Origin of the sequence: Caulobacter ginsengisoli, from assembly GCF_030814835.1 — a bacterium.
Taxonomy (GTDB): Bacteria; Pseudomonadota; Alphaproteobacteria; order Caulobacterales; family Caulobacteraceae; genus Caulobacter; species Caulobacter ginsengisoli.
On sequence record NZ_JAUSVS010000005.1, the window covers coordinates 177,600 to 201,106 of the forward strand.

Here is a 23,507-nt window from a genome sequence, read left to right on the forward strand (position 1 = left end):
GATCGACGGCATGCTCCTCACCAATCGACGTTCAAAGTCGAAGGGGGAAGCGCGTGGAGTCGAAGACCGTCACGGGTGAGCTGTCGCCAGCGCCGACCAGCCTCAAGGCCTGGTTCGTGCTGGGCATGCTGTGCCTGGTCTATGTGCTGAACTTCCTCGACCGGCAGCTGCTGTCGATCCTGGCCAAGCCGATCCAGGACAGCCTGGGGGTGACCGACGGCCAGCTGGGGCTGATCGGGGGGCTCTATTTCGCGCTGTTCTACTGCCTGATCTCCATTCCCGTCGGCTGGCTGGCCGACCGCACCAACCGGGTCCGGGTGCTGGCCTTCGCCTGCGCCCTGTGGAGCGCCGCCACGGTCGCCTGTGGGATGGCGGCCAGCTATCCGCAGCTGGTGGCGGCGCGGATGGCGGTGGGGGTCGGGGAGGCGGGGGGCGTGCCGCCCTCCTACGCCATCATCTCCGACTACTTCCCGCCCGGCCGCAGAGGGACGGCGCTGGGGCTGTTCAACCTGGGCCCGCCGATCGGCCAGGCGCTGGGCGTGGCGTTCGGGGCCTCCATCGCCGCCGCCTTCAGCTGGCGGCTGGCCTTCATCTCGCTGGGCGCGGTGGGGGTCTTCACGGCGCTCGCGGTGCTGCTGTTCGTGCGCGAGCCCAGGCGGGGCGGGCTGGACCGGGTCCAGGCCCCGGCGGACCCCAGGGTCGACGGCTTCTGGCCGACCGTGCGGATGTTCTTCTCCCACCCGGCCCTGGCCCTGGCGGCGGCGGGCGGCGGAGTGACCCAGATCGTCACCTATGGGGCCGGCAACTTCACCACCCTGCTGCTGATCCGCGAAAAGGGCATGACCCTGCAGGACATCGCGCTCTGGTACGCCCTGGTGGTGGCGGTCGGCATGGGCGGCGGCATCTTCGTCTCGGGACGGGCGATCGACTATTTCACCAGGCGCTCCAAGGCCGCCTATGCCTGGCTGCCGGCCCTGACCCTGACCCTGGCCGTGCCCTTCTTCATCGCCTTCGTCTGGGCCCCGACCTGGCCCCTGGCCCTGGCCCTGCTGCTGGGCCCCACCTTCCTCAACTACTTCTACCTCTCCTCGGCCGTGGCCCTGGTGCAGGAGGAGGTCGCCCCGCGCCAGCGGGTGCTGTCGGGGGCGCTGCTGCTGCTGGTCATGAACCTGACAGGCATGGGCATTGGCCCGACCCTGGTGGGGGCGGTCAGCGACTGGCTGCGGCCGACCCACCCCGAGCACAGTCTTCAAGTGGCCTTCTATGGCCTCTTGCCCTTCTACGCCCTCGCCATCGGCCTTTTCCTGTGGCTGGCCCGGGTGCTGCGCCGCGAACAAGCTGGAGCCGCCGCATGATCCGTCCCCTGCTCGCCGCCGTTCTGCTGACCCTCACCTGCGCCGCGCCGGCCTGGGCGGCGGACAATCCCCTCGTCGAGGCGCCGGCCGGCAGGCTGGAAGGCCGGATGAGCGGCGAGGTCCGGGCCTTCAAGGGCATCCCCTACGCCGCCGCGCCGGTCGGCGACCTGCGCTGGGCGCCGCCCAGGCCCGCGGCCCATTGGGACGGCTTGCGCCAGGCCGACGATTTCGGTCCCGCCTGTCCGCAGTTCAGGGCCCCGCCCGGCGGCATCTACTGGGCCCCGCCGCCGCCGATGAGCGAGGACTGCCTGTCGCTGAACGTCTGGGCGCCCGCCAAGGCCGGCCCAAAGGACAGCAAGGGGGCGCCGGTCATCGTCTGGATCCATGGCGGCTCTTTCGCCGGCGGCTCGAGCCGCGAGACCCTCTATGAGGGCACGAAGATGGCCGGCCGCGGGGTGGTGGTCGTCTCGATCAACTATCGCCTGGGCGTGCTGGGCTTCCTGGCCCATCCGGAGCTGTCGGCCGAGTCGCCGGACGGGCTGTCGGGCAACTGGGGCCTGCTCGACCAGGTGGAGGCCCTGCGCTGGGTCCAGCGCAACATCGCCGCCTTCGGGGGCGATCCGGGCAATGTCACCATCGCCGGGGAATCGGCCGGCGGCCTGTCGGTGGCCTATCTGATGGCCATGCCCTCGGCCCGGGGCCTGTTCGCCAAGGCCATCCTCCAGAGCGCCTACACCACCTCGGCGCCCGAACTGAAGCAGGCCAGCAACGGCACGCCCTCGGCCGAGGCGTCGGGCCAGGCCCTGGCCGCCAGGCTGGGGGCGGCTGACGTCGCGAGCCTTCGGGCCATCGACGCCGACAAGCTGATCGCCAAGTCCGCCTTCGCCTACTTCCCCTTCCCGACCGTCGACGGCAAACTGATCCCGCGCCAGCTGGTCGACACGTTCGACCGCGGCGAGCAGGCGCCCGTGCCGCTGATCGCCGGCTTCAACAGCGGCGAGATCCGCTCGCTGATGATCCTGGCCCCCAAGACCCCGCTGACCGCCGGGGCCTACGAGAAGACCATCCGCGACAACTACGGCGACCTGGCCGACAGCTTCCTGGGGCTCTACCCCAGCCGCGACATGGGCGAGAGCATTCTGGCGACCACCCGGGACGGCCTCTACGGCTGGACGGCCTGGCGGCTGGCGGCCAAGCAGACGGCGGCGGGCCAGAGCGCCTATCTCTACATCTTCGACCACAGCTATCCGGCCGCCGACAGCGCCGGGTTGCACGCCTTCCACGGCGCCGAGCTGCCCTACATGTTCGGCAACATCAATCGCGCCGGTCCCTACTGGCCGGCCATTCCCCAGACCCCGGGCGAGCGGGCCATGGCCGACGCCATGGTCGACTACTGGGTCAGCTTCGCCACGACCGGCCGGCCCAAGGCCAGGGGCGCCCCCGACTGGCCGGCCTTTGGCAGGCCGGGCTACTTCATGGCCTTCCAGGACGTCCCCAAGGTCTCGGCCGACCTGCTGCCGGGCGTGTTCGCCCTGCATGAAAGCGTGGTCTGCCGCCGGCGCGCGGCGGGGACCCAGCCATGGGTGTGGAACCTGGGCCTGGCTGCGGGGGTCATTCCACCCAAGGCCGAGGGCTGCTGAACGGCAACCCACACCCGCTCATCCCCGCGAAAGCGGGGACCCAGGTGTTTTTGGTTGCAGCTTTTCAACCGCCCAGACCTGCCGGGATTGCTCTCAACAACGAAAAAGCCTGGGTCCCCGCTTTCGCGGGGATGAGCGGATTTTATGGCTGTTTCAGCGCCAAAAACCCCGCCGCCATAAAGCGCGCGATCCGCTGCTTCACCGCCGTGAAGTCGTCGGAGTGGCAGATGCCGCCCGACAGGCGGTCGATGCGGCCGGTGCGGGCCAGGGTGTTCATCAGGGCCCCGGTCACGAAGTGATAGCCCCAGAAGATGTCCTCGTCGGTGTAGTCGGGCAGGGCCTTCTTGAGGATGCCGACCAGCTTGAGCACCACCGGATCGAAATAGTCGTCCAGCATCTTGGCCCCTTCGGGCGTGTTGCTCATCCGGGCGCAGAAGGCGGCCCAGTTCATCCACTGCTCGCCACCGGCCATGTAGAGGTCCAGGTCGGTGTCCAGGAAGGCGTGCAGGGCGCCCTCGACGGTGGGATGGCCGCCGGCCTCGGCCTCGTAGCGGTCCAGGGCCTCCATGCGCCGCTGGCTGCTGACCACGGCGCGCCGGGCGTAGGCGGCCTCGAACAGGGCGGCCTTGTCGTCGAAATAGTAGTGCAGCAGGGTGGTATGGACCCCAACCCTCTGGGCGACGTCGCGCAGGGTGACGCCGTTCATCCCGTGTTTGGAGAACAGGAACTCGGCGGCGTCGAGGATCTGCTCCAGCGTCTCCGCCCGCTGTTCGGCCTTGGTGCGGCGCGTTCGTGTAGCGGCTTCCGACATGGTCAGCGCGTGACTCCCTGGGTAACCATCTCCCCGCTGACGTAGTCGGCACGGAGCCGGTTTTTGTCAATCTTTCCCGTGGCCGCCAGCGGCATTGCCGCCAGTTGCACCACCTGATCGGGCAGCCACCAGTCGGCGACCTTGCCCCGCAGGCTGTCGACCAGCGCCCGGGCGTCGATCGACTGGCCCGGGCAGGGCTCGACGATCAGCACCGGCCGCTCGCCCCATTTGGGATCCTCGCGGGCGATCACCGCCACCTGGCCGACCGTGGGATGCGCCCCGACGATGGCCTCGATCTCGGCCGGGTTGATCCATTCGCCGCCCGACTTGATCAGGTCCTTGGAGCGGCCACAGAGGGTCAGGGCGCCGGTCTCGTCGATGCTGGCCAGGTCCCCGGTATCGAACCAGCCCTCGGCGTCCAGGGCGTCCGCCGCGGCCTTGAAATAGCGGTCGACGACGCTGTGGCCGCGCACCTTCAGATGGCCAACCACGCCGCGTTGCTCGGGAAGGGGGGTGTTGTCGGCGTCGGTCAGCCGCAGGTCCAGGCCCATGGGCGGGCGGCCCGAAGCGCGGCTGGAGGCGCCGAACGGAGCGATGGTCCCCAGCGGCGACAGCTCGGTCATGCCCCAGCTGGTCTGCACCTGCACGCCCAGCCGATCCTCCATGCGGCGGATCAGGGCGTCGGGACAGGCCGAGCCGCCGATCAGGATACGCTTGAGCGCCGGCAGCTCGCCGCCGGTGGCGTCGAGATGGTCCAGCACCCCCAGCCAGACGGTCTGCACCCCGGCGGCCATGGTGACGCCCTCCTCGGCCATCAGCCGGGCCAGGCTGGCGCCATCGGCGTTGCGGCCGGGCAGGACCAGCTTGGCCCCCACCGCCGGGGCGGCGAAGGGCAGGCCCCAGCCGTTGGCGTGGAACATCGGCACGGCGACCAGCAGGCTGTCGGCGCCGGTCAGGCCCATGGCGTCGGCCTGCAGGGCGCGCAGGGTGTGCAGATAGTTGGAGCGGTGGGTGTAGAGGACGCCCTTGGGGCTGCCGGTGGTGCCCGAGGTGTAGCAGAGGCCTGCCGGCGTCTCCTCGGGAAAGCCGCCCCAGACGGCCGGAGCGCCGTGCGAGGCCAGCAGGGCCTCGTAGGCCCAGATCTGCGGGCCGTCGAGATAGAGGCTGTCGGGCGCTCCGCCGTCCATCAGGATGACATGCTCGAGGCCCGGGCAGAGCGGAACCAGTTCGGCCAGCAGCGGGCCCAGGGTCGAGGCGACGGCCAGGACCCGGTCCTCGGCCTCGTTGACCATGGCCGCCAGATGGGCGGCGGTCAGGCGTGGGTTGAGGGTGTGGCAGACCAGCCCCGCCCCCATGGCCGCGTAGTAGGTTTCGAGATGGTGCTGGGTGTTCCAGGCCAGGGTGGCGATGCGGTCGCCGAACTTCAGGCCCAGGGCCGCCAGGGCGCCGGACATCCGGTTGGCCCGTTCTCGCAGTCCCGCATAGCCGATGGCGCCAGAGTCAGCGGTGACGATCTGCCGATCCCCCGACCACTTGGCGGCATGGTCGAGGAATTTGTCTACCGTGAGGGCGTAGGACTGCATGGACCGGCGGGAACTCTTTGAAACGAAAGAAACCGGCCGCCGCCGGAGGGGAGGGGCGGCGGCCGGCGAGGGTCGTCGGAGGAACCTTAGAAAGCCTTCATGACCCGGATGCCGAACTGGCGCGGCGGACCGGCGAAGCGCAGGCCGGAATTGATGGCTCCGATATAGTGCTGGTCGGTCAGGTTGGTCGCATAGAGGGTGGTGATGACATCCCCATGCGTCCAGGCGAACTGGGCGTTGAAGATGTTGCGCTGCTCGATCCGGTCACCGCGGGCGCGGTTCTCGAACAGGGTCGCCCACTGCGGCGAGACATAGCCATAGTTCAGGCGCGGGATCAGGCGATCGCCGTTGTCCAGGGTGAACCGGTACTGGATCCCGATGTTGGCGGTGACTTCCGGCGCATAGGTCTGGTCGCGTCCATCCAGGTTGAAGCAGCCGGGGCCGACCGGACCGGTCTCCGGATCGCAGGCCACGACGCCGGGAATGCGCGGGTCATGGGCGTAGAACTTGCCCAGTTCGCTCTTCATCCAGGCCCCGCCCGCGTCGATGGACAGGTCGCCGAACACCGCCTCGGCCTGGAACTCGACCCCATACATCCTGGTCGGGTTGGGGTTGTTCAGCTCGAAGCCGAAGGTCGGGAAGGCCGGGTAGCCGATGATGACCTGGAAGCCCTTGTAGTCGTTGTAGAAGGCGTCGATCTGGGTGCGCAGCTGGCCGCCGAAGAAGCCGGCCTTCCAGCCCACCTCGTACTCCGTCACCTTCTCGGGACCGAACGGCGCGGGCAGGCCCAGGCCCACCGGCACGTTCAGGCCGCCGGGCTTATAGCCGGTGGCGACAAAGGCGTAGACGAAGTGGTGCGGGTTGATGGTCCAGTTCAGCGCGACCTTGCCCGAGGTGTTGTTGGACTTGGCCGACTGCTCCTGGGTGATGGGCAGGCCGTACTGCAGCACATGCACATGGTTGGTGGTGGTGGTGCGGGAGTAGCGGGCGCCGACCTGCAGTTCCAGGCTGTCGGTCAGCTTGAAGCCGACCTGGCCGAACACGGCGGTGTTCTGCTTGGGGTTGGTCCCGTACAGCGTGTACTGGGTGAAGATGCTGCCGGGCGGAATGCCGATGAAGAACTGGCCCGGCGGGAACTTGGCCTCGTCCGCCTGGAAGTAGGCGCCGGCCACCCATTTCACCCGCCCGGTGTCGGGCGAGATCAGGTTGAGTTCCTGCGAGTAGGTCTCTTCCTGCACATAGTCGTAGAAGGTGTTGAAGCCGGTGCTGCGGCCGTCGAGGTCGGCCTTGTAGGCGGTGTTGCCGTACTGATAGCCGCTGACCGATCGGAAGGTGATCCCGTTGTCGAAGACGTAGTCGGCGCGCAGGGCCGAGCGCACGAAGCGGTCCCGGGCGAACATCGGGGCGTTGGCGGTGATCTTGAACGGATCGTTGGGCGACAGCACCGGGTCGGACGGATAGCCGCCGTAGTTGAGATAGTTGTAGTCGGTCTTGAAATTGACCGTCAGCTTGTCGGTCGGCTTCCAGACCAGGGTCAGGCGGGCGTTGTAGAAGCGCAGGCCCTCGTTGCCGGTGGCGGTGGCCGGGCCGGTGATGTCGTAGAAGCTGTCGCGCTGCTCGGCGTTGAAGGCGATGCGGGCGGCGAAGGTGTCGCCCAGCGGGATGCTGACCGCGCCCTGGGCGGCGATATCGGCATAGTTGCCCAGCTGGCCGGCGATGTAGCCGCTGGTCGAGCCGCCGACGACCGGGTTGTTGGTGTTGACGAACACCGCCCCGCCGGTGGCGTTCTGGCCGACGAAGGTGCCTTGCGGGCCGCGCAGCACCTCGACGCTGGCGACGTCATAGTAGGGCTCGCCGGTGAAATAGCCCGGGAAGGTGGCGATGTTGTCGCGGTAGGTGATGACGCCGGTCAGGGTCTGGCTGTTGTGTTCGGACTTGCCGATGCCGCGGATGTTGAAGTCGATGCCCTGGCCGAAATTGTTGATCACGGCGGCGGGGACGACGAACTGCAGCTGGTCGACCGAGGTGATCCCCTTTTCTTCCAGCTTGGCGCCGGTGATCACCGTCGCGGCGATCGGGGTCTGCTGCAGGTTGGTGCTGCGGCGCTCGGCGGTGACCACCACCTCGTCGACCTGGGTGTCGTCCTTGGGCGGCGGGGGCGTGGTCTGGGCCATGGCGGCCCCGCTCCAGCCCAGCGCCAGCACTGACGCGCTCAGCAGAAATGCGCGGATCTTCATGGTGTCTCCCCCTGCCTGAATGGCTCGCGCTCTTCGGCGCGTGATGGGAAAGCTGAGGGATATTCGCTGAGCTGTCAATACTGGCTATCACGAGAGTGAATATCTTTGAGAACGGTGTTCGGCCTATTTCGGTCGGTCATATTCCAGGCCCAGCCAGGCCAGCCGCACGCTGTCTTGGCCATAGCGTACGTCCATGGCGGCCAGGGCCGCGTCGAGCTGCGAGGCGGAAGGGCGCGGGCTGATCGGCAGGCGGTAGCGGCCGGCCTTGGGCTCGGCGTCGGGCAGCAGGGTCAGGCCGTTCAGCGAGCGCACCGGGGTCAGGCCCGGGCGGGTGGAGAGCACCTTGGTGCGGTAGCTGCGCTGCCAGCTGTCGGCCCACAGGGCCAGGCCGATCTCGTCGGTCCCGTCGGCGATGGGCGCCTCGACCGTCTCGTGACGCCAGAAGGCCAGCAGGGCGACGATGCCGTACAGATAGTCGCTGCGAGTGATCTGAAAATCGTCCGTCTGGTGCGCCGGGCTCCAGTCGCTGACTCCAAGCCGGGCGGCCAGGCCGGCGGCGGCGGCGTGTCCGCCCAGGGCCTCGACCAGGGCCAGGGAGGCGGGGATCGAGGCGGTGACGCCGGTGGTGGAGATGATCGGCCCGTCCTGGACATAGCGGCGGTCGCGCACCCAGGTCGTGGCGGGATAGGCCTTCTCCAGCTTCTTGATCGCCGCCCAATGGGTGGTGGCCCGGCGGCCGTCGAGCAGCCCGGCGGCGGCCAGGACCCGGGCGCCTTCGCAGATCGAGACGATGACGGCGCCGCGCCTGGCCTGGGCGGCGACCCAGGCGGTCAGCACCGGATCCTTGGGGACCATCTGGGCGGGGACGATGACGATGTCGGCGCCGGCCGGCTCGGCGGCGTCGAACTGCGCGATGGTCTGGTCGGCCTGGATACGCAGGGCCATGTGCAGCTCGACCGGGCCCGGCTGGGTCGAGAGGCTGCGCACCTCAGCCAATCCCGAGGCCTTGAGCACGCCGTAGGGGATGATGAAGTCGGTGGTCTCGGCCCCGGCATTGCCGGCGACGACGACGACCAGCGGCTGGGCGCGGCCGGTCTTGGGCCTGGGCAGGACGAGACGGCCCTCAGCGGGGGCGACCACCGCGACCGGCGGGGCGGCCTGGGCGGCCGAAAAGTCGGTCCCCAGCACCAGGGCCAGGATCGAGATGAGGACGAGATGGGTGCGCATGGGCGTCTTTCCTTGAGAAGGCGAGCGGCCGCGGCCGGATCGGTCGCGGCCGTCCCGGCGGCTAGTCGGCTTGGACCGGCGCGGCGCAGTTGCAGTCGTCGCCGCACTGGCAGTCGGCGCCGCAGGCGCAGGCTTGGCAGGCGCAGGGCTCGCACAGGCAGGGGTCGCAGGGGCAGGGCATGAGGGTCTCTCCTTTGAAAGCCGCGGCTTGCGGCAGAGCTGACCCTAGGCGTCGAATTGTCTGGCGGAAATGTCATAGATATCGCAGATTGCGCCAATGACTCAGCCAGCCCCCCTCCTTCGCCGCATCGCCCTCGTCGGCTATCCAGGCGCCCAGTCCCTGGACCTGGTCGGGCCGATGGAGGTGTTCTCCATGGCCAGCGACCGGCGTGGCGGGGGCTATGAAGTGATCCTGGCCTCACCCGCCGGCGGCGACATCGTCTGCAATTCCGGGTTGGTCCTTGGCGGCTCGACGGCCCTGGCCGACCTGCCGCGGGACCTCGACACCATCCTGTTCGCCGGCGGCGACGAACCCGGCCTGCGGGCCATGCAGAACACCGACGTCATCGACTGGCTGCGGGACCGGGCCCGCCTCACCCGGCGGATGGGCAGCGTCTGTTCGGGGGCCTTCGCCCTGGCCGCCGCCGGCCTGCTGGACGGGCGAAGGGCTACCACCCACTGGGATTCCTGCGCCCAGATGCGAGCCTTCCGCCCGCAGGTGAGGCTGGAGCCGGACGCCATCTTCGTGGCCGACCCGCCCTTCTACACCTCGGCGGGGATCACCGCCGGCATCGACCTCTGCCTGTCGCTGGTCGAGGACGACCATGGACCGGACCTGGCCCTGGCCGTGGCCCGCAACCTGGTGCTGTTCATGCGCCGGCCCGGCGGTCAGACCCAGTACAGCGCCGGGCTGGACGTCCAGGCCACCGCCACGCCGCGCCTGCGCCGGCTGCTGACCGAGGTCATCGCCGACCCCACCGGCGACCTTAGCCTGCCGGCCCTGGCCGACCGCGCCGGGATGAGCGAGCGCACCTTCTCACGGGTCTTCCACAAGGAAACCGGCCGCACCCCGGCCGCCTTCGTCGAGCTGGCCCGGGTCGACCGGGCCAAGGCGCTGCTGGAAACCTCGGACTGGACCCTGGCCCGGGTGGCCGAGCGCGCGGGTTTCGGCAGCCTGGATGGCCTGCACCGCGCCTTCCAGAAGCGGCTGGGGATCACCCCGGGCGACTACCGCGACAGGTTTGGGGCGCGGCCTGCGCACACCGCCTCATAGGCCGCCTGCAGCTGGGCGGCGACCGACGGCCCGGGCGGTGACAGCCGGTGACCCGGCCCCAGGTGAGCGTCGCGCAGTTCGTCCATGAAGGCGTCCCACATGGACTGGCCGCCCTCCTCCAGCAGCTGGGCGCGGATGCTCAGCTCCTCGCTGACCTTCAGGTGCCGCCGGCCCCAGGCGCCCATCTGGGCCAGGATGGGGACCAGCTGGATGGCCTTTTCGGTCAGGCTGTAGATGGCCTTCTGCTTGTGGCTGGGATCGTCGGCCCGGGTGATCAGGCCCTTGTCCAGCAGCCGCTTGAGCCGGTCGGCCAGGATGTTGGAGGCGATGCCCTCCTCGGACCGGGACAGCAGCTCACGGAAGTGGCGGCGGTTGCCGAACATCAGGTCGCGAATGACCAGCAGGCTCCAGCGATCGCCCAGCACCTCCAGCGTCAGGTTGATCGGGCAACCCGACCGTTGGCCGTCGTCTGAATTAGGTCCCGACAAAACTGGGGTCTCCGCGCTAACCAGTTGCATTCTCGCACCGGTCCGGCGGCGCGGCAACGGCGGCTGGAGCGTTTCCCAGAGATTCTGAATCGAGGCGCTCTAGCCCCTTCCCGGGATTCCTGGCGAAGGCCAGGATCCAAGCAGGGCTGGCCACCCGGTCCGCGCCTTTTCAGGACCCTCCGCTTGGACCCTGGCCTTCGCCAGGGAAACCGGGGATGGGATTATGTGCGGAGCCGCCAGCCCAATAAAGGGTAAGGATCAGGGTTCCTGGCCCATCGCAGATGGAACGGCTCTAATCCTGGCGGTGATGCTCGCCGACCATCACCGCCAGGGGCACGCCCAGCAGGCTCAGGCGCACCCTTTTCAGCGCCGTGCGGGGGCTGAGCATCGAAAAGCGGGTGGCGTAGCCGCCGCGCAGCAGCCGCCCCTTGGCGGTCAGCGGCCGGCGGAAGTCGAGCAGGTAGTCGCCGCCCTCGTGGCGGCCGACGATGCCGGCCCCGGCCCGGGCTTCGGAGGCGACATAGCGGCCGTCCATGCCGCGGATCATCACCCAGCGCCAGATATCGGCGGCGCCGGTCTCCCATTCGAAGGTCTCGGTGACATGCAGGGCGCTGTAGGTGGCTTCGAGGTGGCCTTCGGTGACCACGCGGGCGCGCCGCGCCGCGCCGCCCATCAGCGGCCGGGCTTCGGCCCAGCCTTCGGTGCGACCCAAGAAAAAGCTCTCAGGCCGGAAGACCAGCGGCGCTAGGTTCGTCTCTCCGTCCAACTTCGCCTCGTCCCCCCGAACGCCGAAAGAACGACGTTCTCCAATAAGCTACTCCAGCGCGCGGGCCAGGGTCAGCGGACCTAATGTCGCGCCCCATGATTAAGGGGGGTTAGGGAATATCCCGCTTGGGCAGGGCGGCGATCTCTTCCGGCGTCAGCCGGGTCACCTTGGTCACCGGGCAGCGCATCGGGCCGATCGGCGAATGGGCGATGATGGTCGCGTCCAGCCCGTCGCAGATGCTGGAGCCGCCGCCCCGGGCTTCGAGCCCGATGGTGAAGTTGGTGTCGAGGTCGTGACAGGGGCCGAACAGGTCCAGCCGATAGATCTGATTGGCGCCGACCTTGACCAGCACGGACTCGTCGCCAGCCTGTCGCCAGCTGTTGACCTGGTCTACGAAGAAGCAGGAACGGGTCGGTTTCGCGGCGGCCGGCGAAGCGCCGGCGGCGCCCAGTCCGGCAGTCCCGGCCAGGGCGGTGACCGCCAGGGTAATGAACAGGGTCTTGGTCATGACAGCCTCCGTTTAGCTCCGTCCCAACGTGGATATAGCGGCTCAAGTTGCCTGGATTGAGGCGCCCGCAGCAAACCGCTCCGGCTCGACCAGCCGGGCCAGGTCGCGGGGCAGGGGCGAGGGGGCGCCCGCCAATCGCGCCGCCAAATGCTCGGCCAGCAGGGGGGCCAGGCAAAAGCCGCGCGAGCCCAGGCCGCTGAGGACAAAGAGGCCGTCGTCTCCAACCGCGCCGGCCAGGGGCAGGTGGTCCGTCGTCGTGGCCCGGATGGAGGCCCGCGACGACAGCGGCCGGCCGGCCAGGCTCGCCGCCAGGGCCGGCAGTCCCTTGGCCAGGGTGGCCAGGTTGCGGCTGTCGTCCTCATTCGCGGGGTCACGGTCCTCGCGGTCGCGGTCATGGGTGGCGCCGAACAGCAGGCCGGCGCGGGTCGGGATGGCGTAGCCGCCGAAGGCGACGGCGGGGGTCTCGTGGGCGCCTTCGGCCCAGCTCGCCTGCCCGCGCACCGGCCGCAGGCTGAGATCGGGCGCCAGGCGGGCGCTGTCCGTCCCGGCCGCCAGAATCACCGCGTCCGCCAGGGCGATCTCGCCGCCGGCCGCGTCCAGCAGCCGCCAGCCCGCCGCCGTCCGCTCCAGCCGCTCGACCCGCGCCTGCACCGGTTCGGCCGCTCCGGCCAGGGCCGGCAGCAGGACCGCCGGCTCGACCACCCTGGCCTGGGCCATCGCCAGGGCCGGACCGGCCGGTTCGCCCAGCCGCGCGCTGGCGGCCGCCGCGTCCAGCAGGGCCAACTCGTCCGGCGCGAAGAGATCGCTGGCGGCGATCTTCGCGAAGCGGCCGGGATCGCGCTCGCCCACGGCAAGCTGCAGGGCCCCCCGGGCGAGGACAGCGTCGGGGATGGCGTCGTACAGGTCCACGGCGTGGCGAAAGGCCTGGGCGAACAGGGCGGCGACCGGTCCCAGCCCCGCATCCAGCCTCGGCGTCACCAGGGCGGCGGGGTTGCCCGAGGCGCCCGCGCCGATCCCGGCCTCATCGACCAGCAGGACCCGCACGCCCCGCCGGGTCAGCGCGGCCGCCAGGCAGCAGCCGGCGATCCCGGCCCCGATGACCGCCACGCTGGCGGGCGCGTCCACGATCACAGCCTCTCCCGGCAGGCGGGCCTCCAGCCGTTCGCGCTTGCGGCCAAAGCCCGGCTGCTTGTCGACCGCGAATCCGGCCTGGGTCAGGCCGCGCCGCACGGCGCCGGCCACGGTGAAGGTGGCGGCCCGGGCGCCCGGGGCCGAGCGGGCGGCGACCCGGTCCAGCACCTCCTGGCGCCACATGTCCGGGTTGGCGGCGGGGGCGAAGCCGTCGAGCAGCCAGGCGTCGGCCGCGCCGTCCCAGGCTTCCAGCGCCGCGCCGACCTCCAGGATGGCCAGGTCCAGGCTGGCGCGGAAGGCGGGCAGTTCCAGGCGGTGGAAGCCCCGGGCGCCGCTGGGCCAGGCGTCGGTCAGCGCCTGCGCCGCCTCGGCGATCTCGGGCCAGCGGCCAAGGGCGCGGCGGGCGTCGGCCGCCGACATCGGATGGGCTTCGACGCTGAACAGGGCCAGGCGCGCGTCCGGGGCGCTGGTCTGTTTCCACAGGGTCAGCAGGGCGGCGATGTTCAGGCCCGAGCCGAAGCCCAACTCGCCGACGGTGAAACGCCGCCGCCCCGCCCAGGCGTCGGGCAGCCCGCAGCCGGCCAGGAAGACGGCCCGTGATTCGGCCAGGCCGTCCTGGCTGGAGAAATAGACGTCGTCATAGAGCCGCGACCGGGGCAGGCCGTCTTCGGTCCATTCGACAGGGGAGGAGGGGTCATGAATCACTCTGCCTCCATAGCAAAAGGGCCGCCCTTGCGAGCGGCCCTTCGCGTCGATCTCGGCTGAGGCGCCTACTTCTTCTCGGCCGGCATGGTCGGGGGCGGGGCGGCCGGGGAGGTGTCGCCGGCGGCGGCGGCCTCATCGACCGTGCTGGGGGCCGCTTCGGGCGTGGTCGCGCCAGCGGCGGGCGGGGCGGTGGCGGTGGAGGCGTCGGCGGCGGCCGTGGCGGCGGCCTTGTCGGCGGCCTCGGTCGAGGCGGCGGGCGCGTCGGCCGGGGTGGCGGCGGGCGCGTCGGCGGCCGGCTTGTTACAGGCGGTGAGGCCCAGGGCCGACAGGGTGGCGGCGGCGAGGGCGAGCTGGCGGAGGGTCATGGCCGGAATTCCTGGGGCTGCTAAGGGGTGGGTTACGAAGGCCTATTATCGGGCGAGCCGCTGTAAACGAAAAGGGCCGCCCTCGCGGACGGCCCTTCCGTAAAGCGTTGCCGCGAAAAGCTTACTTCTTTTCGGGCTCAGCGGCCGGAGCAGCGGCGGCGGCGGCGGCCGGAGCAGCGTCGGCGGCAGCGGCCGGAGCGGCGTCAGCAGCGGCGGCCGGAGCGGCGTCGGCGGCGGCGGCCGGAGCGGCGTCGGCGGCGGCGGCCGGAGCGGCGTCAGCAGCGGCGGCGTCGGGGGTCTTTTCGGCGGGCTTGCCGCAAGCGGCGACGGACAGAGCGGCGACAGCGGCGCCGGCGATCAGAACTTTGCGAAGCATTTCCTGGTCCCCTTTGAGGAGTTGTTTTAGCGCCCTTTGAGGAACGCAGGAGGGACTATGCCCTGCTTGGCGCGCGGTGCAAGCCATAACCTCACGCCTGCGTGATCACTTTTTTACCCGCCCGACGGGCGCCAGGCCCCCGTCCAAGGGAAATTATCCCTCGGCCGGAATGTTGGCGAGGGCCTCTTCCAGTTCCAGGAAGCTGGGTTGCGAGGTCGAGGGCACGCTGCCGCGACCGATCTCGACCGAGATCTGGGCGGCGTTGCCGTGCAGGTGGGCGACCAGCACCGACTGGATGATTCGGTAGAAGCTGCCCTCGGTGTTGACCACGTCCATCAGCCGGGCCGACAGCGGGCCGACGATGCCGTAGGCCAGGAACACCCCCAGGAAGGTGCCGACCAGCGCCCCGCCGATCATTTCGCCCAGGATTTCCGGCGGCTCGGTGATGGCCCCCATGGTCTTGATCACCCCCAGCACGGCGGCGACGATGCCCAGGGCCGGCAGGGCGTCGGCCAGCGACTGCAGCGCCATCCCCGGGGCCAGGCCCTCGTGATGGTGCTTCTCCAGCTGCTTTTCCATGGCGTCCTCGACCTGGTGGGGGTCTTCCAGGTTCATGGTCATCATCCGCAGGGTGTCGCAGATGAAATCGACCGCGAAGTGGTCCTTGAGGATGCGGGGATAGCGCGAGAAGATCGTGCTCTCCTGCGGCTTCTCGATATGGCTTTCCAGGGCGATGACGCCCTTGGACTTCATGGTCTTGGTCAGCAGGAACAGCAGCGAGAGCAGGTCGCGATAGTCGCCGGTCTTCCATTTGGGCCCGGCGAACGCCTTGCCGAAGCCGCCGCCCACCCCCTTGATGGTGCTGACCGAGTTGGAAATCAGGAAGGCGGCGGCGCCGGCGCCGCCGATGGCCATCATCTCATGCGGCAGGGCATGCATGATGACGTTGAGGTTGCCGCCCGAAATGATGTAGCTGCCGAACACCAAGCCGAACAGCATCACGAGGCCGATGATCTGGAACATGGGTTGCGGCGTCCGGTCAGGCGAAGGAAGAGATCGCCGGCCAGAATCGGGGTTAATGCTTAATGGCCGGTGAGCAGGACGCCCAGAAACGCCGATGACAGCTGCTGATTCTTCCGAACCCCGCCTGCCGCCCAGATCCTTCGCGATTCTGTTCTCGGTTTCGGTGATCGTGGCCATCGGCAACACCGGCATGCAGTCGGTGCTGCCCGCCATCGGCCGCCAGATCGGCATCCGCGACTATCTGGTGGCGGCGATCTTTTCGCTGTCGGCCCTGCTCTGGGCGATCATGAGCCCGATCTGGGCGCGGCAGTCGGATCTGCGCGGCCGCAAGCCGCTGATCATGCTGGGCTTGGCGGGCTTCATGCTCTCGATGACCCTGTGCGGCCTGGTGGTCAGCGCCGGTCTGCGCCATTGGGCGACCCCGCTGGTGATCTTCTTCATGTTCCTGTTCGCCCGGGCGACCTTCGGGCTGATCGGCTCGGCCTCCAACCCGGCCACCCAGGCCTATGTGGCCGAGCGCACCAGCCGGGCCGAACGCACCCAGCAGATGGCGGGCCTGGCCGGCGCCTTTGGCCTGGGCACCATCGTGGGGCCGGCCATCGCGCCGCTCTTCGTGCTGCCCGCCCTCGTCGTGGGCGGGGTCATGCTTTTTCCGGCCGTCACCCTGGCCGGGCCAATGTTCGCCTTCGCCCTGATCGCCGGGGCCATGCTGTTCGTGGTCTACCGTTTCCTGCCCGAGAGCGAAGGACCCAAGCGCGACGGCCGCCCGTTCTCCCAGGCCGGCCGCTCGTCCGCCTCGCTGTGGAAGGATCCGCGGCTGGTCCCCTTCCTGATCTATGGCTTCCTGGTCGCCACCTGCCAGACCGCCCAGGGCCAGACCCTGGGCTTCATGATCATCGACAAGCTGCACGTCACCCCCGTCCAGGCCCAGGGCTTCACCGCCGTGGCCATGATGGCCGGAGCGGTGGCCGGGCTGCTGGCCCAGTGGGGCCTGATCCGCATGTTCCAGATGAGCCCCAGGACCCTGATGATCTGGGGCGTGGCCCTGGCGGCCCTGGGCAATCTGATGACCGCCTTCGCCCCCAACTACTGGACGGTGGTGATCGCCTACGCCCTCTCGAGCCTCGGCTACGGCTTCGCCCGGCCCGGCTTCACGGCCGGCGCCTCGCTGACCGTCCAGATGAGCGAACAGGCCCAGGCGGCCGGGGCCATCGCCATGGTCAATGGCCTGAACGTCATTCTCGCCCCCCTGTTCGTCATGCTCTACGAGGCGCTGCACCCGGCGCCCTTCCTGCTCAACGCCGCCATGCTGGTGGGCATGTTCGCCTACGCCATGACCAACACCATCCTGCGCAAGGCGGGCGAGGCGGGCAACGCCGACGAGGAAGCCACCACGGCGGCGTTGGAGCGGGTGGACGAGGGTGGGGTCGGCTAGCTCCGCCCCCTACGTGGGTGGCGCACAGGAAAAACCGTGGCTCTGCTCTCTCCTCACCCATAGGGGGAGGTGGCCCGGAGGGCCGGAGGGGGGCCTGTCACGCCGCACTTCGTTTCCGGACTTGGCGGGGCAGAAGTTGGGGGCTTGCCTGACAGGAAGTGCCGGTGTCGCTCCCCCCTCCGTCGCTCCGCGACACCTCCCCCTACGGGTGAGGAGAGAGCAGAGCCGCACACCTTCTTTGCGATAATTCTGACCTACTGAACCGGCGGCGCCGCCAACCCGCTGGCCTCCAACGCCAGCCGCCCGACGATCTCCTTGGTCAGATAACCGTCGGCGATCAGGCCTCGCGCCTTCTGCCAGGCGCGGACCGCCACGCGGGTCTTGGGGCCGATCTGGCCGTCGACGCCGCCCGGATCGTAGCCCAGCGCCGCCAGGGAGTTCTGGGCCAGGGTGCGGTCGGCCAGGCTCAGCGGGACTTCGTAGGGCCAGGGCCTGACCAGTGGCCCCTCGCCGCCGAACCGGTCGGCCAGCAGGCCCACCGCCAGGGCGTAGGCGGTGGAGTTGTTGTATTTGCGGATGGCGAAATGGTTGGGGAAGACCAGGAAGGCCGGCCCGGCCGCCCCTGACGGCAGGATCAGCCCGGCCTTGGCCCCGGCGTCGGCGACGGACCAGGGCAGGCCGTCGGCCCGGGTGGCGCCCTGGCTCGCCCACCAGTCCGGCGTCTCCTTGGGACCTTCCGACAGGCCGTAGTCGAAACCCGGAACCAGGGTGACTTCCCGCGCCCAGGACTGGCCGCGAACCCAGCCAGCCCGGCTCATATAGCTGAAGGTCGAGGCGATGGCGTCGGGGGTCGAGCCCCAGATGTCGCGCTTGCCGTCGCCATCGCCGTCCAGGGCCGTGGAGAGATAGACCGATGGCAGGAACTGGGTCTGGCCCATGGCCCCGGCCCAGCTGCCTTTAAGCTGGGCGCGGCTCGCTTCGCCGGAGGCGATGATCTTCAGGCAGGCGATCAGCTCGCCCTCGGCCCAGTCGCGGCGGCGCCCGCCATACGCAAGCGTCGCGAAGGAGCGGACGGCGTCATAGTCGCCCTGGATCTTGCCGAACCCCGATTCCACCGCCCAGATCGACAGGATGACCGTGCGCGGCACGCCGTGCTGCTGCTCGAGCCGGCCCAGATAGGGCAGCTGGTCGCGGAAGCCCTGGCCCTGGGCGATCCGCCCGTCGGTGACCACGCCCTTCACATAGTCGCCGATCGGCTTGGAGAACTCCGGCTGGCTGACATCGTGGGACGAGACCGACGGATCGGGGGTCAGGCCCGAGAGCTCGCGGACGATCACCCCGTCGGGGATGCCGGCCTTGAGCGCCCGGACCGTGAAGCCCGAACGCCAGGCGTCGAAATTCGGATCGCCCGAGGGAGCTATGTCGAGCGGCTGCACGGGCGGCGGCGCGGGCGGCGCATCGGGCGAGCCCGTGGCCGTCCCGATCACCTGCAGCGGCAGGGTCTTGTCCAGAGCCGGATCGGCGCAGCCGGCCAGGGTCAGGGCGATAAACAGGCGTCGATCCATGGCGTCCAAGCTAGCTGAGGGGTCTGTCCCCTACTCAATCAATTCCGCGACATTCCGCCGGCCCCTGCGATTTTCGTGCCGGGAGGCCCCCTTTTTTGACCTTTGCGGAACAGGGTTCGGGGGGGAAGCTGGGATATCATCCAATCCTTGGGGGTTTTTCGATGAAAGCGCTTCCCGTTCTCGCCGCCGCCGTCCTGCTGGCCAGCGTCGCCGCGCCCGCCCTGGCCGCCGGCTGCGCCGATCCCTCGGCCGAGTTCAATCTCTCCGGCACCACCTGGACCGGCTATGTCCGCTGGGACGATGGCGAGACCCACACCCTCAAGCTCAAGCTGCGCGCCGATTGCGTGGCCGAGTACAGCTATGACGGCAACACCTACACCAACGGCAGATGGGTGCAGCGCGGCTCGCTGATCGAGTGGGACACCAACGACCACTACGCCGTCTATCTGGGCGAGGCGTCCGCGGCCAGCATTGGCGGGGTGATCTACAACAGGGCCCACGACCACGGCAGCTGGGTGTTCATGCCCGGCGGCCGGTAGATCACGAGCCGGTGGTCCGTCGGCCGGTCAATCGACCTGGTGCGGACGCTGCAGCAGCCAGGCGATGATCGGCCGGCCTTCCGAATCTCCACCCAGGCCGCGCCAGGAGGCCGCCATTCTCAGCCAGGAGGCGCGCATGGCCTCGTCCGGGCTGGCGGCGGCCGAGGCTTCGCACATCTCCGCTTTTTCGTAGCAGGCGCTGGCGGTCATCATGAAGGCAGCCTGCGCCAACCCTGCCGGCCCCGCCCTCACACAGGTTATGAGCTGTGGCAATTCGACCTAACCTGGATCAGTCCGCCCGTGACGGACGGGAAGCCTAGACCAGGCTGGAAGCACGAGCGCCGACCTCCGTCAGCTCGTGGACGCGGTCCAGGTGCAGATATTCGCCGTTGAACTGGGCGACCTTCTTCAGGCCCGCCGGATCGAGGACCCTGATGGTCTTGCCGTTGGAGGCGATCAGCCCCTCGGCCCGCAGTTTCTGCAGGGTGCGGTTGGCGTGGACGGGCGTCAGCCCCGTCGCATCGGCCAGATCGACCTGGGTGATCGGGAAGTCATAGGTGTCGTCCGCCGCCAGCCCCACCATGCGATAGCGGACCAGCATCTCGTAGAGCATGTGGGCGATCCGCTCCTTGGCCTTGCGCCGGCCGTGGTCGATGATCCGTTCGCGCAGCACCCCCAGGTCGGTCATGGTGCCCCACCACAGCGCCTCGCCCAGCCGGCTGTTCTCGCGCAGCATGTCCTTCATGGCCTGGCCGGAAACCAGCGCCGCGACGGTGGGGGTCATCGCCGCCACCCCGTGATCCATGACCTTGAGCACGAAGATCTCGGCGTCGCACAGGTCGCCCGGGATCAGGAAGGCCATGATCTGGCGGCTGCCGTCGCGCAGGATTTTGTAGCGGCAGGCCATGCCCGACAGCACCACATGGCAGTCGGGCGAATGGGCGCCGTCGGCGATGATGTCGTCGCGCGGCGCATAGGTCACCTGCCGGGTTGTCAGCTCATCCAGCCGCAGCCGCTCCTGCGCCGAAAAGGCGGTGAACATCTCCATCTTCATCGTCCAGGGATTGGACATGGCGCCTCCGGGCCTGTGGCGGCCGCCCTATCAACGCGCCGGGGAGGGTATCGACCCATGAAACCTGAGTGGGACCAGCGCCCGACTCCAATTGACTTTGCGGGGGCCGGCCCCTATACCGCCGCGCTCTGGAACAACCGGGTCTTTCCGGCGCCTTTTCTTTCGCGCCCGAGCAAGCCCGCCTGACGGTAGACGGTGATGAAAGTCAGAAGCTCGCTGAAGTCGCTCAAGTCGCGCCACCGCGACTGCAAGCTCGTCCGTCGCAAGGGCGTGCTGTACGTGATCAACAAGACCGACCCGCGCTTCAAGGCCAAGCAGGGCTAAGCGAGTGACGTCGCCCGTCGGCGTCCTCTGGGATGTCGGCAACGTCATGGTCCGTTGGGACCCCCGGACGCTCTATTCCAAGATCTTCCCGGAACCGGCCGCTCGCGACCGGTTCCTTTCGTCTGTCTGCACCCTCGCCTGGCACGCCGAGACCGACCGGGGCGTGCCGGCGGAAGACAACACCGCGGCGCTGATCGCCCGCCATCCCCAGCATGAGGCCGAAATCCGCGCCTGGTGGGAGCGCTGGGACGAGATGTTCTCCGGCGCCATCGCGGAAACGGAAAGCGCCATGCACGCCCTGGCCGAGCGCGGCGTGCCGCAGTTCGCCCTGACCAACATGGCCGGCCCGGTCTGGCCGATGATCCCGCCGATGGTCCCGGCCTGTCGTCACCTGAAGGCGGTGGTGGTCTCGGGCGACGAGGGGCTGATCAAGCCGGACGCGGCCATCTACCACTTGGCCTGCGAGCGGGCCGGTCTTCGTCCCGAGCAGCTGCTGTTCGTCGACGACAGCCTCGCCAACATCAACGCGGCGGCCGAGCTGGGCTTTCATGTCCACAGGTTTGAAGACCCCGCGGCGTTACGGCCGGCCCTTGAGGCTCACGGGCTGTTGTGAGTCGCCGGCCGGGTCGCTAGTTTCCGCGACCTTTCGCCTTTCCCGACTCATGCGAGTGTATTCCCCATGGCCGACGACGCCTCCAACGTAGATGTCCTGAACGCCACGGCCCAGGCCCAGCTGAAGAGCGTCGTCGAGCGCATCGAGCGCCTCGAAGAGGACAAGGCCGCGGTCATGGCCGACCTCAAGGAGGTCTATGCCGAGGCCAAGGGCAACGGCTACGACGTCAAGATCCTTCGCAAGGTCGTCCGCCTGCGCAAGCAGGACAAGGCCAAGCGCCAGGAGGAAGAGGCCCTGATCGACCTCTACCTGTCCGCCGTCGGGGGTCTGTGAAGCGAAAGCCTCCAGACTTCAAGGCGCAGGCCAAGCGGTCGGCGCTGAACGCCCTCAAACGCGCCCGCCGCACCGCCGACAAGGCGGGGATCGAACTCTCCGACTGGGAGGGCGAGTTCCTGACCTCGGTCGAGGAGCGCATCAAGACCTATGGCCGCGCCTTCGGCGACCCTGAGAAGGGCGGCGCCGGGGAGGCGTTCTCGGTGCTTCAGACGGTGAAGTTGAAAGAGATCAGCGCCAAGGCCAAGGGCGAGAAACGGCAGTTTGGGCGGAAGGGGTTCAAGCGAGCGAAGAAAACTTAGAGATAGAATTGGCTATACAGGACTTGGTCTCCCCCAAATCCGCTCATTCCCGCGAAAGCGGGAACCCAGGTTTTTTCGTAGCTGACCTTCAGCTACCCAGACCTTCTGGAATCGCTCTCAACAGCAAAAAAGCCTGGGTCCCCGCTTTCGCGGGGATGAGCGGTATTGATGGTAGGCTCTAGGCGGGTCTCGCGGTCATCCGCAACGTCGCCAGTTTCATCCGCGCCATCAGCGACTTCAGCCGATGATCGCGGTCCTGGGGCCTCACGGTCTGGAAGCGGCGCATCAGCCGGCCTCCTTCACGAACTCTTCCAGCCCCGACTCGCGGACCTTGCGGTAGAGGGTCGAGCGCCCAATCCCGAGCCGCCGGGCGACCTCGCTCATGTGGCCGGCATAGATTTCGATGGCCAGTTGGATCAGGTCGCGCTCGATGTCCTCGAGTTTGCGCAGGTGGCCGCGCGCGTCGAGAATCTGCACCGGGGCGTCCTTGGGCATCTCGGCGATCAGCTGCTCGGCCGACGGCAGCAAGGGCGGCATCTTGAACGGTTCAGGCGCGCCGACCGCTTCCGGCGGCGGGGCCATGACCCCGCTGATGGCCGGGAAGTCGTGCGGCTGCAGGTAGGGGGCGTCGGCCAGGACGATGGCGCGATAGACGGCGTTCTCCAGCTGGCGGACGTTGCCGGGCCAGTCGAAGGCGGTCAGGAAGGCCAGGGTCTCAGGCGCGGCGCCGGCCACCCGCTTGCCCTCTTCGATGTTGAAGCGGCGCACGAAGGCCTCGACCAGCAGCGGGATGTCCTCGCGCCGCTCGCGCAGGGCGGGGGCCTCGATGGGGAAGACGTTGAGGCGGTAGAACAGGTCCTCGCGGAACACCCCTTCCTTCACCGCCACCGACAGGTCGCGGTTGGTGGCGCTGACGATGCGGACATCGACCTTGACCGAGCGCTTGGAGCCGACCGGGTCGATCTCGCTCTCCTGCAGGGCCCGCAGCAGCTTGACCTGCACGTCGAGCGGCAGTTCGCCGACCTCGTCGAGGAACAGGGTGCCGCCGTTGGCCTCCTGGAACTTGCCCAGGTGCTTGTCGGAGGCGCCGGTGAAGCTGCCCTTCTCGTGGCCGAACAGGATGCTCTCGACCAGGTTGGCTGGGATGGCGCCGCAGTTGACCGCCACGAAGGGCTTGCCGGCCCGCTCGCTGCTGCCATGCACCGCCCGGGCGATGACTTCCTTGCCCACGCCGCTTTCGCCGGTGATCAGGATGGGGATGGAGGACCTGGCCGCCCGCTCGCCCATGCGCTTGACCATGGTCATGACGGGGGAGTTACCGATCAGGTCCTCGAAGGTGGTGCGGCCGCCGGCATGCTTCTTCAGCCGGTCGACCTCGGTCCGCATGTCGCCCATGGAAAGGGCGTTGCGCAGCGAGACGGTGATCCGCTCGGGGCTGGCCGGCTTGACCATGAAGTCCTGGGCCCCGGCCTGCATGGCCTTGACCACGGTGTCGACCCCGCCCGAGGCGGTCAGCACGATCACCGGCTGGGCGAAGCCCCGCGAGCGCAGCTCCTTGAGCGTATCCTGACCCGACAGGCCCGGCATCTGCAGGTCCAGCAGGATGACGTCGGCGGCCCCGCCGGTGGTCAGCCGCTGGATCGCCGCGTCGCCGCTTTCGGCCTGGGCGACGGCGAATCCGTCGCGCTCCAGCACCGCCTGGATCAGTCGTCGTTGTGTCGGATCGTCATCGACGACCAGGACCGTCTTGGTCATTGTTAGGCCACCCACCATCACCGGCCACATCCATCATGGGGTGCGGCTCCGTTGATCCAGATTGATACAGGAGCGAGGTAA

At 69.0% G+C, this 23,507-nt stretch carries 24 protein-coding genes; 9 read left to right on the top strand and 15 right to left on the bottom strand.

The window, feature by feature from the left end:
- The first annotated feature begins 125 nt into the window (after window positions 1-125).
- Entirely contained in the window at window positions 126-1,355 is a 1,230-nt protein-coding gene (locus tag QO010_RS14065; protein ID WP_307350390.1) for a spinster family MFS transporter, read from the top strand.
- Window positions 1,352-2,995, top strand: a complete 1,644-nt coding sequence (locus tag QO010_RS14070) for a carboxylesterase/lipase family protein (RefSeq protein ID WP_307350112.1) — start codon at window positions 1,352-1,354, stop codon at window positions 2,993-2,995. The genes QO010_RS14065 and QO010_RS14070 overlap by 4 nt, the downstream gene beginning before the upstream one ends.
- 142 nt (window positions 2,996-3,137) lie before the next feature.
- On the opposite strand, the gene QO010_RS14075 is transcribed toward QO010_RS14070, so the two are convergent.
- The 4 genes from QO010_RS14075 to QO010_RS14090 form a co-directional block, all read right to left on the bottom strand.
- Window positions 3,138-3,806 (bottom strand): TetR/AcrR family transcriptional regulator, encoded by a 669-nt coding sequence (locus tag QO010_RS14075; RefSeq protein ID WP_307350114.1) that lies wholly within the window; start codon window positions 3,804-3,806, stop codon window positions 3,138-3,140.
- Between the two features lie 2 nt (window positions 3,807-3,808).
- Window positions 3,809-5,389 carry an AMP-binding protein gene (locus QO010_RS14080; RefSeq protein ID WP_307350116.1) on the bottom strand — a complete coding sequence of 527 codons (1,581 nt, stop codon included), beginning with the start codon at window positions 5,387-5,389 and terminating at the stop codon, window positions 3,809-3,811.
- 86 nt (window positions 5,390-5,475) lie between these two features.
- On the bottom strand, window positions 5,476-7,626 hold the full coding sequence (locus QO010_RS14085) for a TonB-dependent receptor (RefSeq protein WP_307350117.1): 2,151 nt from the start codon (window positions 7,624-7,626) through the stop codon (window positions 5,476-5,478).
- Between the two features lie 123 nt (window positions 7,627-7,749).
- Window positions 7,750-8,853, bottom strand: coding sequence for a DJ-1/PfpI family protein (locus tag QO010_RS14090; protein ID WP_307350118.1), 1,104 nt, complete (start codon window positions 8,851-8,853; stop codon window positions 7,750-7,752).
- Window positions 8,854-9,130: 277 nt separating this feature from the next.
- On the opposite strand from QO010_RS14090, the gene QO010_RS14095 reads away from it, so the two are divergent.
- Entirely contained in the window at window positions 9,131-10,126 is a 996-nt protein-coding gene (locus QO010_RS14095) for a GlxA family transcriptional regulator (protein ID WP_307350119.1), read from the top strand.
- Here QO010_RS14095 and QO010_RS14100 read toward each other — a convergent pair.
- From QO010_RS14100 to motA, 7 genes are all read right to left on the bottom strand, one after another.
- Complete coding sequence (locus QO010_RS14100; RefSeq protein WP_307350121.1) at window positions 10,081-10,614, bottom strand: winged helix-turn-helix transcriptional regulator; 534 nt, start codon at window positions 10,612-10,614, stop codon at window positions 10,081-10,083. The genes QO010_RS14095 and QO010_RS14100 overlap by 46 nt on opposite strands.
- A 292-nt stretch (window positions 10,615-10,906) precedes the next feature.
- Complete coding sequence (locus QO010_RS14105; RefSeq protein WP_307350123.1) at window positions 10,907-11,326, bottom strand: hypothetical protein; 420 nt, start codon at window positions 11,324-11,326, stop codon at window positions 10,907-10,909.
- A 163-nt stretch (window positions 11,327-11,489) separates the two neighbouring features.
- Window positions 11,490-11,888, bottom strand: a complete 399-nt coding sequence (locus QO010_RS14110; RefSeq protein WP_307350125.1) for a DUF6491 family protein — start codon at window positions 11,886-11,888, stop codon at window positions 11,490-11,492.
- Between the two features lie 42 nt (window positions 11,889-11,930).
- A complete protein-coding gene (mnmC, locus tag QO010_RS14115) occupies window positions 11,931-13,721 on the bottom strand; it encodes a bifunctional tRNA (5-methylaminomethyl-2-thiouridine)(34)-methyltransferase MnmC2/FAD-dependent 5-carboxymethylaminomethyl-2-thiouridine(34) oxidoreductase MnmC1 (protein WP_307350392.1) in 1,791 nt (596 codons plus the stop codon).
- A gap of 68 nt (window positions 13,722-13,789) precedes the next feature.
- On the bottom strand, window positions 13,790-14,089 hold the full coding sequence (locus QO010_RS14120) for a hypothetical protein (protein ID WP_307350127.1): 300 nt from the start codon (window positions 14,087-14,089) through the stop codon (window positions 13,790-13,792).
- Between the two features lie 121 nt (window positions 14,090-14,210).
- Window positions 14,211-14,465: a hypothetical protein gene (locus QO010_RS14125; RefSeq protein WP_307350128.1), complete on the bottom strand. Its 255-nt coding sequence runs from the start codon at window positions 14,463-14,465 to the stop codon at window positions 14,211-14,213.
- A gap of 153 nt (window positions 14,466-14,618) precedes the next feature.
- Window positions 14,619-15,488, bottom strand: a complete 870-nt coding sequence (gene motA, locus QO010_RS14130; protein WP_307350130.1) for a flagellar motor stator protein MotA — start codon at window positions 15,486-15,488, stop codon at window positions 14,619-14,621.
- A 94-nt stretch (window positions 15,489-15,582) separates the two neighbouring features.
- Here motA and QO010_RS14135 point away from each other — a divergent pair, with 94 nt between their 5' ends.
- Window positions 15,583-16,923, top strand: coding sequence for an MFS transporter (locus tag QO010_RS14135; RefSeq protein ID WP_307350132.1), 1,341 nt, complete (start codon window positions 15,583-15,585; stop codon window positions 16,921-16,923).
- Window positions 16,924-17,177: 254 nt separating this feature from the next.
- Here QO010_RS14135 and QO010_RS14140 read toward each other — a convergent pair whose 3' ends face one another.
- Window positions 17,178-18,488 carry a lytic murein transglycosylase gene (locus QO010_RS14140; RefSeq protein WP_307350134.1) on the bottom strand — a complete coding sequence of 437 codons (1,311 nt, stop codon included), beginning with the start codon at window positions 18,486-18,488 and terminating at the stop codon, window positions 17,178-17,180.
- Between the two features lie 161 nt (window positions 18,489-18,649).
- Between QO010_RS14140 and QO010_RS14145 the strand changes: the two genes are divergently transcribed.
- The gene (locus QO010_RS14145) at window positions 18,650-19,027 is read left to right on the top strand and encodes a hypothetical protein (RefSeq protein WP_307350136.1); all 378 of its coding nucleotides are present in this window, start codon (window positions 18,650-18,652) and stop codon (window positions 19,025-19,027) included.
- A 27-nt stretch (window positions 19,028-19,054) separates the two neighbouring features.
- On the opposite strand, the gene QO010_RS14150 is transcribed toward QO010_RS14145, so the two are convergent.
- A complete protein-coding gene (locus tag QO010_RS14150; protein ID WP_307350137.1) occupies window positions 19,055-19,240 on the bottom strand; it encodes a hypothetical protein in 186 nt (61 codons plus the stop codon).
- Between the two features lie 103 nt (window positions 19,241-19,343).
- A complete protein-coding gene (locus tag QO010_RS14155; protein ID WP_307350138.1) occupies window positions 19,344-20,099 on the bottom strand; it encodes a Crp/Fnr family transcriptional regulator in 756 nt (251 codons plus the stop codon).
- 198 nt (window positions 20,100-20,297) lie between these two features.
- On the opposite strand from QO010_RS14155, the gene ykgO reads away from it, so the two are divergent.
- The 4 genes from ykgO (at window position 20,298) to QO010_RS14175 (ending at window position 21,671) form a co-directional block, all read left to right on the top strand.
- A complete protein-coding gene (ykgO, locus tag QO010_RS14160; RefSeq protein ID WP_166572887.1) occupies window positions 20,298-20,423 on the top strand; it encodes a type B 50S ribosomal protein L36 in 126 nt (41 codons plus the stop codon).
- Window positions 20,424-20,469: 46 nt separating this feature from the next.
- Window positions 20,470-21,036 carry an HAD-IA family hydrolase gene (locus tag QO010_RS14165; RefSeq protein WP_307350395.1) on the top strand — a complete coding sequence of 189 codons (567 nt, stop codon included), beginning with the start codon at window positions 20,470-20,472 and terminating at the stop codon, window positions 21,034-21,036.
- Window positions 21,037-21,102: 66 nt separating this feature from the next.
- Complete coding sequence (gene gapR, locus QO010_RS14170; protein WP_307350142.1) at window positions 21,103-21,369, top strand: nucleoid-associated protein GapR; 267 nt, start codon at window positions 21,103-21,105, stop codon at window positions 21,367-21,369.
- The gene (locus QO010_RS14175; protein ID WP_307350144.1) at window positions 21,366-21,671 is read left to right on the top strand and encodes a hypothetical protein; all 306 of its coding nucleotides are present in this window, start codon (window positions 21,366-21,368) and stop codon (window positions 21,669-21,671) included. Before gapR ends, QO010_RS14175 begins: the two co-directional genes overlap by 4 nt.
- Before the next feature lie 285 nt (window positions 21,672-21,956).
- Here QO010_RS14175 and QO010_RS14180 read toward each other — a convergent pair whose 3' ends face one another.
- Window positions 21,957-23,426 carry a sigma-54-dependent transcriptional regulator gene (locus QO010_RS14180; protein ID WP_307350146.1) on the bottom strand — a complete coding sequence of 490 codons (1,470 nt, stop codon included), beginning with the start codon at window positions 23,424-23,426 and terminating at the stop codon, window positions 21,957-21,959.
- Between the last annotated feature and the right edge of the window lie 81 nt (window positions 23,427-23,507).